Here is a 14,678-nt window from a genome sequence, read left to right as displayed (position 1 = left end):
CAAGCCTCCAGCTTAAAGCTTCCAGCTCGAGAGCCAACGGCTCGACCAGTTTTGCCTGGTGACCATAGAGTGTTGGAACCACCCGATCCCATCCCGAACTCGGAAGTGAAACGACACATCGCCGATGGTAGTGTGGGGCTTCCCCATGTGAGAGTAGGTCATCGCCAGGCATTGAATAAAGCAAAACCCCGGTTGAGAGATTGACCGGGGTTTTTGTTTTGTGGGCAAAGGAATGTGGCAGAACAGAAGTGAAACGACACATGCCTGGGCGGCCCCACCTGGGCGGCCCCACCTAGGCGGCCCCACCGATGATAGTTTGGGGCTTACCCATGTGAGAGTAGTTCATCGCCAGGCATTGAATAAAGCAAAACCCCGGTTGAGAGATCGACTGGGGTTTTTGTATTGTGGCAAAAAAGCGGCAAGAGCACAGGTGTTGATAGTTCTCGGGCGAATTGTCTTCCAGTGCATTCAGACTTTCCTATCCATCAAAGACTGTCCATTAAAGAAAGTGGCTGAACGACAGATCTCTGGCGTGGAGGCCCTTGTCACTCAGTCAGTCTCTCTCTCTTTTGTACCTTATGAGCTTCATCTGGAAGGCCAAGCTGCCAGTAACTGCTGATATAACGTGAAGAGCGGGGGGCCAGGGATTCTCGATTCACCCAGTTTCTGATCTCCAGCACAGAGTTCAGTTCACTGGCAGCCCATAGATAGGGATTTCCTGGCTGGCGAGGCAGGTTGGCCAGAGCGTCTCTTAAAAGCTCCTTTTGTTGGCCTGGATGAGGGTTTATAACCCAGATAATTTCCATGCCTTCAGGGATCGACGATGCTTCAAGGGCCATGGCTTGCTGGTCATCCTGGTGAGGAATTTCCACAACGACGAAGCCTTTTGCATCGGCAGGTAGAATCTCTATGTTTGCACGAATGGCTGGAAGTGCGGTCAGGTCTCCGGTCATAACAAACCAGTCCGCTTCGAGGTCGACCAGTTTGGTAGGTCCCGGTCCAGATACTAAAACTGGATCGCCAATATTGGCACCCTCCAGCCAGCGTGCGGCAGGCCCCTGATCGCGGTCATGGGAATGCACTGCGAAATCAATCGTCAAATGTCGTGCAAGCTGATCAGAGGAAACCACGGTGTAACTTCTCTGGAGTGGCTTCTCGGGCATTGCAGGGTTATCAAATACCAGCTTTACGTAGGCGCTGGCTTGATCCGATGGAAAATCAGAAAGAGATTCTCCGGTCAGGATAACCCGCGTCATATGAGGGCTCAGGGATTCAATACTCTTTACAGATAGCTCTCTTGCAGGAGATCTTGCCATATAACTGTTCAACTGATTTTAGGTTTTTAGTTGAGAATCATTATCAACTCAGCATGGGGTAATTTCAAGTAATGCTCAGCGACTTCTTATATTGCTTGTTTTCAGGTTGAAATGAGCGGGTAAGAGGCGAAGTCGGTACTTAACCTCTGCGCTCAGAAGAAAAAGCATAAAGATCCGCAAATATAAGGATTGATAATTTGTCATTTCCTGAAAAAATAGCTGGATTTTTCTAGAGGTTAAACAATTGATCACCCAAGATTTGTTCCTGAAGGCCCTTAACAATAATAAAGCGGTTCGTCCTCAAGATATTGAACTGCTGGCAGCATGGTTTTCTCTGCCCGGACGCGCTGCCAGTGCTGAGCAGGTGATTACATTGACGGGGGCCAAACGTGCGTCCATGATCGTTAACAACCTGGGCAAGCGTATTGCCGGGTTTCTGGAAGTAGATGCTGGCTCTGGTGCTTCCGTTATTGCCCTGGATGAGGAAAACGGAGCGGGCAAAGCTGTATGGGTTATGCGAGAAGAGCTGTCTCAAGCTTTGGTGGCTCAAGGTTTTGTCACTTCTGAAGACGTTCATGCAGAAGTTGCTGTTGAGTCTGTAAGAACCAAAGAGGCAGTTAAGGTTGAAGTCAAAGTGGCTCCGGTGTTATCAGAGCCAGAAGTGGTTGTTGAAGTGGCCGATAGTCCGTTGGCTGAAGCTCTGGTTGAATTTGATGTTCAATCTATCCGTAAAGCCTACCCAAGTACTCCTGCAAGCCAGCGTTTGCTCAAGCCTGCTATGGTGAATGCTCTGGTGGCTACTCGTCCAGTCAATACCCGCGCGTACCAGCGTATGATTCCTGCTGAGTTGCGTAAGAGTGTCAGTAGCCAGGAAGCCAAAATGTTTCTTAATAATGTGTTGGCCATTCTGAAAACTCATTGAAGCTGTGCCTCAGGCCCGGATTAAAGAAACGAAGGAAAGGGCAAACCGTTGCAGGCAGTCGGTTTATGCTCTCTGGTTTCTTAGGGGCCTGTTTAGCTCCCGGCAGGAGCAACGCTAAAGGCTTCCCCTATCTGTTTTTGGGATCTAATAAATATGCCCCTGACCAGAGCTCTGCAGTCTGACTATGATGCCATTATTATCGGTGCCGGTGCATCGGGTCTTATGTGTGCGCTCACAGCTGGCTATCGTGGTCGTAATGTTCTTGTATTGGATCACGCCAACAAAATTGGCAAGAAAATTATTATTTCAGGAGGTGGACGTTGTAATTTCACCAACCTCTATATCGAACCTGCCCATTATCTTTCGCATAACTCGCACTTCTGTAAGTCAGCACTGGCACGCTACACCCAGTGGGATTTTCAGGCGCTTGTAGATAAGTATCAGGTGGCCTGGCATGAAAAAACGCTGGGGCAGCTTTTCTGTGACAATCGTTCAAAGGATATCGTCGATCTTTTGGTCAGCGAGTGTCAGGATGCAGGCGTCACCATTCGAGCCAAAGCCCGTGTTGAATCCATAAAGTCCAATAAAGCTTCGGGTTTCGTGTTGGCAACCAACATCGGCGAACTCTCCTGTCAGTCACTGGTAGTGGCAACCGGTGGTTTATCATTTCCGACAATGGGAGCCACAGGGTTTGGTTACCAGATAGCGGAACAGTTCGGCCATAAACTGATTGAACAAAAGCCTGCACTGGTGCCTTTTACGATGAACCAGGCCTGGCTTAAGCACTTTCTAGAGCTTTCCGGCGTAAGCTCAGAAGTGATCGCCAGCTGCAATGGACGGTCTTTCCGGGAAAATATTCTGTTCACTCATCGTGGTGTCAGCGGGCCGGTCATTTTACAGATTTCATCCTATTGGAATCCGGGAGATACGGTTTCCATTAATTGGATTCCCGGTGCAGATATTCATAGTTGGCTTCAGTCCTGTGCCATGCAGAGACCCAGGGCACAGACGGCAACCATCTTGTCTGAACATATGACTAAAAGGTTGTCTCAAGTCCTATGCGGTCAAGGTCATCTGAGATTATTAACCGACAATGGTCAAAAGCTGATGGCACATTACACAGCGGCTGATCTTGAGGACCTGACCCATGCACTGGAAAACTGGGAATTGAAACCCTCTGGAACAGAAGGTTATAAAAAAGCAGAAGTCACCCTGGGTGGTGTGGACACTGCGAAAGTCTCTTCGAAAACATTTGAGAGCCGAATCCAGCCGGGGCTTTTCTTTATCGGTGAAGTTCTGGATGTTACCGGTCATCTGGGAGGCTTTAACTTCCAATGGGCCTGGGCTTCAGGTCATTGTGCAGGGCAGTATGTTTAGTTTACATGGTTTGATTTTCTCCATCCGCCAAGAGCATAATGCATCGTCCGTGAAGCACTGTTGACGTTAATGCCTCATAAGACATTCTCCTTGGACGGAAATTGCAGCTGACCTTGTCGAAATGGCTCCAGAATCCGATGAAGCTGCATTTTATGGTAAAAGTCATGAAGTTTATCAATCGTTGTGTTGTAACCCTGAAGCCCAGACAGCCTTTTATTGAATGGGCGAAAGGGCTGGGGACAGAATTGCCAGAAGACTGGAGCCTGGAAGGTGGCTCCTACCTGCTGGATGAACAGGAAACAGAGGAGGGCCTGGAAGCAGCAGTAGCCAACCACGCCCGGGACATGATGGAAAATGAGCTCTCCGCCTGGGAAGAAGATCCGGGCCGCTGGCCCTGTCAGAGAGATGCCAACGCCCTGAAAAGCTGGTTTGATGTTCATGTTTCAGTAGCAGGTTTTGATCTGGGTACCGAAGGCCTTATGAGAGCTGACTTGTCTGATCTTGGGGGGATGTGACGGCGCTCTGCCGGTCTCCATAAAGCCCCCTCTGAAATTGACCTATTCCCTCATTATGAAGAACTTCAGAAAACTCTCCCTCGGAATCATTGTCATTTTGATTGTGGCCGTGATTGCTATTAAATATTTCGATATCGATGACAAACTTTACAATGAATATCTGTCACATACGGTATCCAGTGAACAGTGGGCAAATGCCATTGCGTTGAGTGATTATAAATTGGTGGCCGGACCTGTGAAACTCGTTGATGCAGGTGATCAGGTATCCGGAGTGACGTGGAGTCCTGTTACCGATTCCCTTTATGTTGTATCCGGAGGAGGTTCTTCGATCCATGTCCTGGAGTACGACCAAAATGGAAACCTCAAGAGAAAGCTGAAATCCAATCTTAATGCTGATGTAGAAGGTATTGCCTGGGCTGACGGCGATCGTTTTATTGTTGTCAACGAACGTCAGCAGGAATTGTTGCTGGTAGACATTAAACCGGATTCGAATGAGATCGATTTCTCCAGTGCGTCCACTTTTACCTTTGGCATAGGAGAAGGAGGCAACAAAGGCTTTGAAGGTATTGCCTGGGACCCAGAGACAAAATCGATCTATGTCCTCAAAGAGAGAGACCCCATCCGGATTTTTCGTATTAATGGTTTCACCGAGCAGGGTAAAGATAGAAAGCTGGTGATTCGTGAGCAGGAAGAAATGGAAGAAAGCCTGAGGTTTTTCAATCAGGACCTGTCAGGGATGCACTTCGATACGGTTTCAAGGCATTTTGTTGTGCTCAGTGATCAGTCCGATTCTTTGACAGAACTGGACGAAAATGGAGAGGCCGTCAGTGTTATGGTGCTTGAGAAGGGCTGGCATGGATTGAAGAATACGATTGAGCAGCCAGAAGGGGTTACTATGGACAGACAGGGAACGGTGTTTATTGTCGGGGAGCCTGACGACCTTTACATATTCAGGAAGAGTACCTTGTCTGAACGAAAGTAGCCTCCTTTGATATTGAGCTTTGCTGTTGGGATGTCGTGCATGTCAGAAGAGAGCCAGGAAACACTGGAAATCATTTATCAGGATCACTGGCTGGTAGCGGTAAATAAACCGTCGGGTCTGCTGGTGCATCGCTCCATGATTGACCGGAATGAAACCCGGTTCGCTTTGCAGATCGTCAGAAATCAGGTGGGTCAGCATGTTTACCCACTGCATCGTCTGGATAAACCGACTTCCGGTGTTTTAGTGTTTGCCCTGTCGCCTGAGGTTGCCCGGCAGGTTGGAAAACAATTTGAGGAAGGGCTGGTCGAGAAAACCTATCTGGCAGTCGTCAGGGGTTATGCGCCAGAGTCTGGCGTGATTGATCATCCTCTGAAAGAAGAGCTGGATAAAATGACAGACCGCAAGGCCCGGCAGGACAAACCGGCTCAGGAGGCGGTCACTGTTTATGAAAGACTCGCGACCGTTGAGCTGCCTCTTGCCATAGAAAGATACCCAACCAGTCGCTACTCCCTGGTAAGAGCCTGGCCTAAAACGGGCAGGAAACATCAGATTCGTCGGCATATGAAGCATATAGCCCACCCGATCATTGGCGATGCCAAACATGGGAAGGGCGTTCATAATCGATACTTTGCCAAACACTTTTCAGCGGGTAGATTGCTACTGGCCTGTACTGATCTTGAATTAACTCATCCCCTTACCCGTGAACGACTGCTTTTGTCTGCTTCGCTGGATGCTGTCTTCTCTGATCTGATGACTCGCTTTGGTTGGAACAGATCACTTCGTCGGAAAGTTGAGTGAATTTCCTGATTTCCCATGACGAATGTCAATTAACTATCTAGTCTGCCTGAACGGTTTGTTTCAGGAGGCTTTATGCTCAGAGCGGGTTTGAGTATATTTTTTTTTTCATTGTTGTTGTTTGGAGCGTTCTACAGTCACGGATTCGATGACTATAAGAAAGATAGAATAGTAACGGATAAATCAGGTCGCCAAAGGTGCAAGCAGTGCGACCTTAATCTTGATGCCTGTGATTGTCGATGTTATCAGTGTGGCAAGCGGTTCAGGGAAAAAAGGCTGATTGCCCAGGCCGCAATAAGAAAAAAAGGGCAGTCTAATGCCAAGAGTGCCAGAGGCAAAGACCCTAAATCCAGAGAGGTGTATTTATCCACTGAGAATACTTGCCAGTGTGAAAGACCTTTGGTCCGTGAGGCTGCGTCAGCTTCTGTTCCGAGGCTTGGTCCCAGGAAAAGGATGGCTGCTTTTGATGGGCCTTCAACCAGCCAGATGACTCCGGTAGAGCCGTCCTTGAGTGGTTTTTCCAGCGAAATGCTACCTCTTCTTGTTGCTGTTAATGTTCCAGATCCTGCTCCTGTATCTGATGAGAAAAATCAGCTTGATTGTGAATGGATGAACCGGCAGTGTGATTTTAGCGTTATCCAGTTGCAGACTTTGCCTGTCGATGAAACTCTCTGTCAGCAGAAAGCCTTTTCAGCTTCATCTTTCAATGTCTGTTATCTGGAGACCGGCATGGATAAGATCGTCCTCGAGAATTCAAATAGCGGGGTACTTAAATTTCAGCAGCTATTGACTCAGGTGAAGGCTGCCATCCAACAGGATGTAATTGCAGGGCTGATCTCTGTTGGTTGGATGAGTGAATACACTCGACCCCTTGGCACAATCGAGGCTTTGAAAGATCGGGGATATTTTCTGACGCTTCCTGATTCTCAGGGAGGCTATTCCTTCGCTCTTATTATTATTGAACAGAGTTTGGCTTTTGTATTTCTTCTGAATCAGGATGGTGAAGTGGTGGGCTATGCCAGTAATAAACACAGTCTCTTTGTTTTTGCGATCAACTGCTATCTGGATAAGTCGAGAGGAGGCCAGCTTTATCAAGTTCACTTGCCTGATGATGATGTGTTCAACCTCATGGTGGAGAATGCCATTAAGGCTTTTAATTGCCTGGATAAAGAAGCTGTGGAAGCCTTGCAGGCATTTGATGATGACGATGAGGTTGAAGTGTTGCTGGTTTCTGATAACTCAACGGGGCATGACGTTGCTATTCGGCAATGTTTCATGAATCAAATGTCTGGAGGTCTGCAAAAGATTCCGTTACCTCGGAAGTTAGACGAATCCCAGCTTCCGGATTTATACCCCTTGTTGAGTTTAATGGAAATGGATCAAGCGATGATGGCCCTTAATATTGACCTCGAGGTTAATGAGCTTAAGGAGTTCAACTCAATTCAAATGATAATGGACAATGCCATCGGAGAGGGCACCTTTGTCATGGTGATTCAGGAGCCCAATGAATCAACATTTGCTGTTTTTATCTCGGTTAATGGTGCCATTATGACACTGAGAATGTTGTGTTTTTCTGACGGTCTTGGAGAGCGAGCCTCGTTGAAAGCTTCCAGTGGCTTGGTTTGTGAATGGAATGAAGCATTACAGGTTCTTATGCATACTCTGAGAACAGGTTATAACCTCAAGTTTTATCGAATAAGGCCATCTGACGACACTAACAGTTAATTTCATTGGCATAGAGTCTGGAAAAGGGCTCCCGAACGAGCCCTTATTGGCAAATTTACAACATTCTGCCCAGCACATCGTGTTCAGGCTTATCCATGAACCGGTGTTTGAATGCTCCCACCACGTGAAGGGCTATGATGGCCAGAAATGCATAGGGAATATAGGAATGGATTGTATGAAGGGTTCCTGCCAGCTCTTTGTTGTCTTCCATAAATTCGGGCAGTTGGATGCCAAAGAAGAAAACATCACGCCCTCCTGCATCCGACATGGTAAGACCGCTCAGAGGTACAAGAATCATCAGGGCATAGAGCGAATAATGGGTGATTTTGGCCAATACCTTCTCACGGTTGGGCAATCCTTTGGGTAGCTCGGGTACTTTGCTGAACAATCGTATCAGAATACGAATCGCAACCAGCAGCAGTACTAGGATGCCGAAAGACTTGTGCCAAGGGTAGATGTCGTATTTATAGCTGACGTCCTTGGATAGACCTGCCATGTACCAGCCACTGGCAATGATACTCAGGATGGTAATGGCCATCAGCCAGTGAAGCAGTCTCATCAGTAACGGATATTTTGCAGGTGTCATAGATTTATCCTCTGGAGTGGCAAGCGCGTGCGGCTTAGAGTTCGTTATCTTATTCAAGGCTGCTATGAGTGAAGAATAAACTTCACCCACAAGGATGCATTTATTCTTACTTTAAACGGTGATCCTGTCACCTGGTTCCGGCAAATTATGTTTTTTCGCACAGATTGTCTGCGCAAAGATCCTCGCGTGACTCCACTCACCTTAAGCTGGTGGTTGTCATCAACGGGCATCTTTACCGACAGTCAGATGTAGCTTCTTCCACAGGGGATTTACACCCCATTAGCTCATGCCCATGCCGGGCGTAAAAAAAATAAACAAACACAGGGAACTAAATGGATAGACAATGATCCAAGGTCACAATTCATTTGAAAAACAGTAGATAGGAGTAAGAGATATGAACGGAATCACACCACCCGGCAGCCCAAATAATCAGGCACCTTATCAACAGGAGAGCGATAATTGCCCTGTTTGTCTCACACCTTTTGCCGGAAGGGCAGTCACAGTTCTTGAACCATGCAGCCATATGTTTCACGAAGACTGCCTGGAGACTTGGCTATCGCAAAATACAACCTGTCCTTATTGCAGAACCATTGTCAGGGAAAGGGAAGTACAACCCTTTACTGATGTGATAGTGGAAAATTTATCGAGAAGTCGTGGTAGTGTGTTGTTCCATCCAGATGGGCGACCGATAGCGCGGCTCTTGTAAATCGCTGATTCCGTTTTGTTTGAGGGCGCCTCAACATCATCACCTGCTGCCAGAACAAGTGCTCTGGCCCGAGAGATGAAAAAAAACGACAGCAGCAACAGCGGTGCAGTAAAGAGTGTCTGTCTGATAATTCTATCCTTCCGATTTGGTTTTCACAGAGGAAGGATAGATCTAGAAAATGAAAGGGTACCTATATCATCCATCAGCTGCACTGGTGATCTGCCTGATGGCATCGCTGTAAAGTCCATGCAGGCTTTCAGGATCAGAGACACAAAGTCCCAGGTCCCTCAGAAGGCCGTCTTTCAGCCCATAGATCCAGCTATGAACCGTCAGGTCCTGTCCTCGCAGCCAGGCATCCCTGACGATGGGGGTCTGGCAAACATTCAGAGCCTGTTCTACAACATTCAGCTCATACATGCGCTCAAAGACTTCTTCCTGGCTGCCCAGAGTGTCCAGGAAAGTCTGGTGTTTGTGCTGTACATCCTGAATATGACGCAGCCAGTTATCAATCAGGCCGAGTTTGCCGTTCTTTACCGCTGCCTGAACGCCGCCGCAGCCGTAATGGCCGGTCACTATAATGTGCTCAACCTTCAGGTACTCAACGGCGAACTGGATAACAGAGAGACAGTTGAGATCGGTGTGAATGACCTGATTGGCCACATTTCGATGAACAAACAGCTCACCAGGCACCATACCGGTTATCTGATTGGCAGGCACCCGGCTGTCAGAGCAGCCTATCCACAGGTATTTGGGAGCCTGTTGCTGAGAAAGTTGTTCAAAAAAGTCAGGTTCCTTTTCCCGAACAGCATCTGACCATTCACGGTTTTGGTCGAACAGCTTCTTGAGTCTGCGCATGGGAAGCTTCCTCATCAGAAATAACGCACAAGTATACAGCTGAAGAAATAGAAGCCAATAACAGTAGGGTTTTAATGGCGTACCGAACAACTGCATCTCCGTTGCAATTCCTCGCAACAGCTCTGCTGTTTTAAGGCTACTGTGAAGGCAAGCGGCTGAATAGGCAACGGTCGGGCTCCTAGGAGGCCGACCGAGAATAGACTGCCCTACTGCGGCGGCAGCAAATTGGTCTAAAAATCCGCTTTTGTTCGTCAAATAGCTCGCTATTCTCCTCACAAAACCGAATTTTCATCCTCAATTTTCTGCCGTCCTCGCTACGGGCGCTATTCTCGGTCGGCCTCCTAGCGCTGTGGATGGTCGGGAAGAAAGTCATCAACCATGATGTCATCGAATGTCCACGGGCAACTGTCGGGGAAGCTGGTGTTATCTAATTGATGATTTTCCCGCAGGTACTTATTCATTTCACGAATGGCAGCCTGTTTGGCATCAGGGTAGCTGTCTATTAAGGCATCATCCTGTTCGTGCTTCAGGGACGGGTTTTTACGGATTAACCGGCTGATTGTCATACGTGACTGCGAAATACTCTCGTACCAGCTTCTGAACTCTTTGGGTTCGTATAGGTTGGGGTTAATCACAAAGGTTTGGTATTGATATTTGAGCAGATGCAGCACCAGAATGACCAGATGGGATTCCAGTGTATTGCGCTCGCTTCTGCCCATTTCGTCTACTTCTTCTATAAGGTTATCAAGATCAAGCCGGTCGAACTCACGGTTTTGCAAATGTTGTTTTTGCTGTTTTTTCCAGTGATAGAAGTCGGACTGGTAAAGTGTTTTCTGATCATTATCCATGACATGATTCCCCGTTAATCACAGCCAGTATAGGATAGCTTATACAAGGATTGTTATGTCATTCCCTTCACAGCACTTCAGCGCTAACCTCAGGTGCGAGAAACGCTGAACCTATTGCCGGGACGCACCGGAGCCGCCGGTGATGCCGTTGTCCTGCGTCGTGATCTGGTTCAGTCGGAATTGGCGGGCAGTCAGACCAATACCGGGAACTGCCTGCATCGACCGGCAAGATCAGTGGGCCGTCTTCACAGCCCTGGGTGGGCTTGCTCTTGAAAACTAAAGAAAGATATCCGTTCAGGGTATCTTCGGGTAGTCATTGTTTAACGGTACTGATTCACCTGATCTCTGAGTTCAATGGCAGCAGCTCTGGCTGCTTCGGCAAAGTTTTCATCACTGCCAGCGTAAATGATGCCACGGGAAGAGTTTACAATGATGCCCTCACCCTGACTGTTGAGACCATTTTTAACGGTGGCTTCTACGTCTCCACCCTGGGCGCCCAGACCCGGAACCAGGAATGTCATATCACCGGTAATGGCGCGGATACGCTTGAGTTCTTCAGGGTTGGTAGCACCGACAACCAGCAGCAGGTTGTTATGGCTGTTCCACTCTTCTTTGGCCATACGGGCAATCACTTCGTAAAGGAAGTCGTCACCGACCTTCAGGTTCTGGATCGCCGCAGCTCCGGGGTTAGAGGTTCGACAAAGGATGATGGTGCCCTTGTCTTCATATCGGCTGAAAGGTGCAATGGTGTCGATGCCCATGTAGGGGTTGACGGTGATCGCATCTGCGCCGTAGCGATCAAAGGCTTCTGCCGCATACTGATCAGCCGTGCTGCCAATATCGCCCCGTTTTGAGTCCAGAATGACCGGGGTATCCGGGTAATTATCCTTGATGTATTCGATGGTCTGGGCCAGTTCGTCTTCTGCACCACGGGCATGATAATGGGCAGCCTGGGGTTTGTAAGCACACACTAAGTCGGCAGTGGCATCAATAATAAAGCGGTTAAATTCCAGAATAGGTTGCTCAAGCGCCTGAATGTGGGCGGGAAACTTCTCGGGTAGAGGGTCCAGGCCTACGCAGAGTAGAGAGTTGTTCTTACGCATAGCCGCCTGAACCTGATCCAGAAAACGCATAGCAAAGCCTTATGTAGCAGTGATCGATGTCTGGGCGGGCAGTCTAACAGATAACGCTCGGGTTTTGTTGCGCCAATTGATGTTGCGGCAATTGACATCCACCCCCGCCCAATGAGGCTGTTTGACGCGAATTGAAGAAAAGAAATTTGCCGGAGGAGCTGAAATGTTCCTCCGTGCCTTCTTTTATCTGGCCTTTTGAAATAGCTGTGCCATCAGACCAGAGTTTATCATCTGTTCTGCAGCACTCTTCAGAGTTCCCGAAGTCCCGTATCTTCTGAACGCCCGGTAAACCGTTGTGCAGGCCATCAGGTGCTTAACGGTTTGTTTGATGGCTGTTGTCAGTAAAGGAACGGTATACAAGGCCATCAATAGAGGGTGAGAGAGTGCCAGCATGATCACCAGGGGAGAGCCAGAAATGGCACCGACAGTTTGAAACCCCCTGACGGTTCGGCGAACGTACTTCCGGGTATCAATCGTGCTCTTCATGGTCCGGTTTTTATTGAGTCTGTGACAACCTGCTTCAACCGCTTTGCTGACCAGTTTTCCCATCAGATAGCCTGCGACAGCACCGGGTGTGGTTACCATGGTGGTCAGCAATTGAACTGCCTCAGCAATGCCTGTGATCGGGCTTGCAGAAGCGTATAAGGCTGTTTGGATACCGGCACTGATTCTTCCTGATCCCTGCATAATCTTTACTCCTTGTGGTGTTATTTCATGTTGTAGGCTCAGTATGCAGGGATTTGCTGCCAAAATGACTGACAGAGCGGTTAGTTATGCTTGCACATTTTCATCCAGTGAAGTTGGAATGCCTAAGAGTCTGGTCAAACTGACCATTTCATAGCTTGACGAGAGTTCATAAAATGGTTGGTAAAACAGAGATAGTGTTGATGCAGAAGTTAGTAATACCAGACCGGCAACAGGTAGAGATCTGGCTTGATCAGGCCGGTCATGAATTCTGGGCGTGCGATCGGTGCGACGGATTGCACATATCATCCCTTCAGTCTCTGGATGGCGTACTTGATAGCCGTTTGTTTATCGAGCCATTTGGTATTCTTTTTTCAACTGAGCTGGATTTGAAAGCCGGCTCTGCATTTTTAGTACAGGCCGATATGACGCGTCTCAATCTCGGCTTACCGACGCTCAAACTGTTTCTGGAGATGCTGGAGTCAGGCCATCTTTTGCTGGTGGCTTCCGATGTCCTGATGACCTCCAAAGGTGTCTGTTACAGTCAGTTTTCCGAATTTCTGGCAATGACCCTGGAGGCTAAGAGCTGGTTGTATCGGGAGTGCCAGAGCATGCACTATATTCTGTCTGAACAGGAACATTGTCTTCCCCCGGTAGAAGGAAAGTTTTCGTTCCACTAAACGTTTTAGCTGCCTCATATCAGAAAATAAAACGGTCACTGCTCTGGCGAAATGTTCCAATTGGCCTAATGTCATACAGTCAACATTCTGATGCGGGAATTTCAGAACGTGTCCAATGCCACTCTTTTCTGTATCTGCTCTCTGGTGTGGGGCTCGACCTGGTATGCCGTTAGCTGGCAGCTAGGGACCGTAGACTCCATGTGGTCAGTGGCTTACCGGTTTCTCTTGGGCGCTCTGTTGTTATGGCTGATTTGCCGGTTCAGGGGCGGCTTTTCAGGCTTTACCCGCCAACAGCATCTCAGGTTCTTTTTCCAGGGAACCTTCCTTTGCGGTATTTCCTACTGGCTGGTCTACGAAAGTGAAAAGTTCATCAGCAGCGGGCTTTCAGCATTGATTTGTACGGGGATTCTTTATTCAAATGTGGTCATTGCCCGGTTCTGGTTGGGGCACACCGTTAAACGTTCTGTTCTTGTAGGCGGGGCATTGGGTAGTGTCGGTGTGTTCATGGTGTTTTTTCCCCATATCATAAAGATTGACGCAAACTCTGAGGAGCTTAAGGGCCTGGCATTGGCATTGGGTGCAGTAGTGATGTTTTCCTTGGGCAGTGTCTCCTGTGAGGTCAATGAGAAAGACGGCTTGTCAGTCGCACCTATGACAGTGTTTGCCATGTTTTATGGTGGGTTGGAAATGGGTGGGTTGGCCTTGCTCCGCGGCGTACCACCCACGTTTGACTTCAGTCCGGGTTATCTGGTTTCCCTGGTTTATCTGGTGGTTTTTGGTTCGGTTGTGGCCATGACCTCTTATATCGCCCTGATTCAGCGCATAGGTTCTGACCGAACCGCTTATGTCGATATTATCTATCCCATCATAGCCCTCTTGATCTCAACCGTTCTGGAGGGATACCAATGGAAACCGGTTTCTGTGTTGGGCGTAGGGATTATTTTGCTGGGGAATCTTCTGGCCATGGGCAACCGCTTTGACCGGCGCAGAACCGAGACTTCCTGCTAACATAAGAATACTTTTCTCCAACATCTATGGGGTTTCCCATGAGTGAGCACAAGCCTTTCATCTATAGAGCTATAGAGTTATCCACTCAGGCCCTGGACAAAGGGGAAGCGCCTTTTGGTGCGGTGCTGGTGCATAACGGCAAAATCGTTCTGGAGTCTGAATGTACTACCGAAGCAGAAAGTGATCAGACCCGGCACGCAGAATTGAACCTGGTAAGTCATGCCTGCAGACAGATACCGAGAGAACAGTTATGTGAATGCACACTCTACAGCAGCACAGAGCCTTGCCCAATGTGTGCCGGAGCAATATATTGGGCCGGAATCCCAAAAGTGGTATATGGATGCAGCATGGAAGCGCTGGACCAGATTGCCGGTCACTCCACCCAAATGGGTTGCAGAAACATTTTTGATCGTTGCTATGGCAACATAGAAGTCATTGGTCCTATAGAAGAAGAGCTTGCCTGCGAACCACATATGAAATGCTGGCCCCATCCTTCTTGAAAACCTGCTTATTATTGAATTTTGTGCTGGCATTCAAGTACAGAGT

Annotated in this window: 16 protein-coding genes and 1 rRNA gene; 11 read left to right on the top strand and 6 right to left on the bottom strand. The window is 48.3% G+C overall.

Going from position 1 to position 14,678, the window contains the following annotated elements:
- Nucleotides 1-54 precede the first annotated feature (54 nt).
- Nucleotides 55-170, top strand: a 5S ribosomal RNA gene (rrf, locus tag ACOJUN_RS07435).
- Nucleotides 171-545: 375 nt separating this feature from the next.
- Here rrf and ACOJUN_RS07430 read toward each other — a convergent pair.
- Nucleotides 546-1,316 carry a siderophore-interacting protein gene (locus ACOJUN_RS07430; RefSeq protein ID WP_422136028.1) on the bottom strand — a complete coding sequence of 257 codons (771 nt, stop codon included), beginning with the start codon at nt 1,314-1,316 and terminating at the stop codon, nt 546-548.
- Between the two features lie 244 nt (nt 1,317-1,560).
- Here ACOJUN_RS07430 and ACOJUN_RS07425 point away from each other — a divergent pair, with 244 nt between their 5' ends.
- The 6 genes from ACOJUN_RS07425 (at nt 1,561) to ACOJUN_RS07400 (ending at nt 7,632) form a co-directional block, all read left to right on the top strand.
- Nucleotides 1,561-2,238: a hypothetical protein gene (locus ACOJUN_RS07425; RefSeq protein WP_422136027.1), complete on the top strand. Its 678-nt coding sequence runs from the start codon at nt 1,561-1,563 to the stop codon at nt 2,236-2,238.
- 153 nt (nt 2,239-2,391) lie between these two features.
- Nucleotides 2,392-3,615, top strand: a complete 1,224-nt coding sequence (locus ACOJUN_RS07420) for an NAD(P)/FAD-dependent oxidoreductase (protein WP_422136026.1) — start codon at nt 2,392-2,394, stop codon at nt 3,613-3,615.
- Between the two features lie 164 nt (nt 3,616-3,779).
- The gene (locus tag ACOJUN_RS07415) at nt 3,780-4,130 is read left to right on the top strand and encodes a hypothetical protein (protein ID WP_422136025.1); all 351 of its coding nucleotides are present in this window, start codon (nt 3,780-3,782) and stop codon (nt 4,128-4,130) included.
- Between the two features lie 109 nt (nt 4,131-4,239).
- Nucleotides 4,240-5,112, top strand: a complete 873-nt coding sequence (locus ACOJUN_RS07410) for an SdiA-regulated domain-containing protein (RefSeq protein ID WP_422136024.1) — start codon at nt 4,240-4,242, stop codon at nt 5,110-5,112.
- Nucleotides 5,113-5,151: 39 nt separating this feature from the next.
- A complete protein-coding gene (gene truC / locus ACOJUN_RS07405) occupies nt 5,152-5,910 on the top strand; it encodes a tRNA pseudouridine(65) synthase TruC (protein WP_422136023.1) in 759 nt (252 codons plus the stop codon).
- Between the two features lie 72 nt (nt 5,911-5,982).
- Nucleotides 5,983-7,632, top strand: coding sequence for a hypothetical protein (locus ACOJUN_RS07400; RefSeq protein WP_422136022.1), 1,650 nt, complete (start codon nt 5,983-5,985; stop codon nt 7,630-7,632).
- A gap of 55 nt (nt 7,633-7,687) precedes the next feature.
- Here the strand turns inward: ACOJUN_RS07400 and ACOJUN_RS07395 are convergent, their stop codons facing one another.
- The gene (locus ACOJUN_RS07395) at nt 7,688-8,218 is read right to left on the bottom strand and encodes a cytochrome b (protein WP_422136021.1); all 531 of its coding nucleotides are present in this window, start codon (nt 8,216-8,218) and stop codon (nt 7,688-7,690) included.
- Nucleotides 8,219-8,612: 394 nt separating this feature from the next.
- Here ACOJUN_RS07395 and ACOJUN_RS07390 point away from each other — a divergent pair, with 394 nt between their 5' ends.
- Nucleotides 8,613-8,924 (top strand): RING finger protein, encoded by a 312-nt coding sequence (locus ACOJUN_RS07390; protein WP_422136020.1) that lies wholly within the window; start codon nt 8,613-8,615, stop codon nt 8,922-8,924.
- Nucleotides 8,925-9,119: 195 nt separating this feature from the next.
- Here the strand turns inward: ACOJUN_RS07390 and can are convergent, their stop codons facing one another.
- The 4 genes from can to ACOJUN_RS07370 form a co-directional block, all read right to left on the bottom strand.
- On the bottom strand, nt 9,120-9,779 hold the full coding sequence (can, locus tag ACOJUN_RS07385; RefSeq protein ID WP_422136019.1) for a carbonate dehydratase: 660 nt from the start codon (nt 9,777-9,779) through the stop codon (nt 9,120-9,122).
- A gap of 341 nt (nt 9,780-10,120) precedes the next feature.
- Nucleotides 10,121-10,627: a DUF29 domain-containing protein gene (locus ACOJUN_RS07380; protein ID WP_422136018.1), complete on the bottom strand. Its 507-nt coding sequence runs from the start codon at nt 10,625-10,627 to the stop codon at nt 10,121-10,123.
- Between the two features lie 320 nt (nt 10,628-10,947).
- Nucleotides 10,948-11,760, bottom strand: a complete 813-nt coding sequence (pyrF, locus tag ACOJUN_RS07375; protein ID WP_422136017.1) for an orotidine-5'-phosphate decarboxylase — start codon at nt 11,758-11,760, stop codon at nt 10,948-10,950.
- Between the two features lie 183 nt (nt 11,761-11,943).
- Nucleotides 11,944-12,447: a hypothetical protein gene (locus ACOJUN_RS07370; protein ID WP_422136016.1), complete on the bottom strand. Its 504-nt coding sequence runs from the start codon at nt 12,445-12,447 to the stop codon at nt 11,944-11,946.
- Nucleotides 12,448-12,647: 200 nt separating this feature from the next.
- On the opposite strand from ACOJUN_RS07370, the gene ACOJUN_RS07365 reads away from it, so the two are divergent.
- The 3 genes from ACOJUN_RS07365 to ACOJUN_RS07355 all read left to right on the top strand — a co-directional run bounded on the left by ACOJUN_RS07365 (nt 12,648) and on the right by ACOJUN_RS07355 (nt 14,632).
- Nucleotides 12,648-13,124 carry a YbjN domain-containing protein gene (locus ACOJUN_RS07365; RefSeq protein ID WP_422136015.1) on the top strand — a complete coding sequence of 159 codons (477 nt, stop codon included), beginning with the start codon at nt 12,648-12,650 and terminating at the stop codon, nt 13,122-13,124.
- A 108-nt stretch (nt 13,125-13,232) separates the two neighbouring features.
- On the top strand, nt 13,233-14,132 hold the full coding sequence (locus ACOJUN_RS07360; protein ID WP_422136014.1) for a DMT family transporter: 900 nt from the start codon (nt 13,233-13,235) through the stop codon (nt 14,130-14,132).
- A gap of 38 nt (nt 14,133-14,170) precedes the next feature.
- Nucleotides 14,171-14,632, top strand: a complete 462-nt coding sequence (locus tag ACOJUN_RS07355) for a nucleoside deaminase (RefSeq protein ID WP_422136013.1) — start codon at nt 14,171-14,173, stop codon at nt 14,630-14,632.
- The last annotated feature ends 46 nt before the right edge of the window (nt 14,633-14,678 follow it).

This window comes from Endozoicomonas sp. ALD040, assembly GCF_049275945.1.
GTDB lineage: Bacteria > Pseudomonadota > Gammaproteobacteria > Pseudomonadales > Endozoicomonadaceae > Endozoicomonas_A.
The sequence above is the reverse complement of the archived record's forward strand: the minus strand, read 5'-3'. Positions and strand labels throughout refer to the sequence as shown.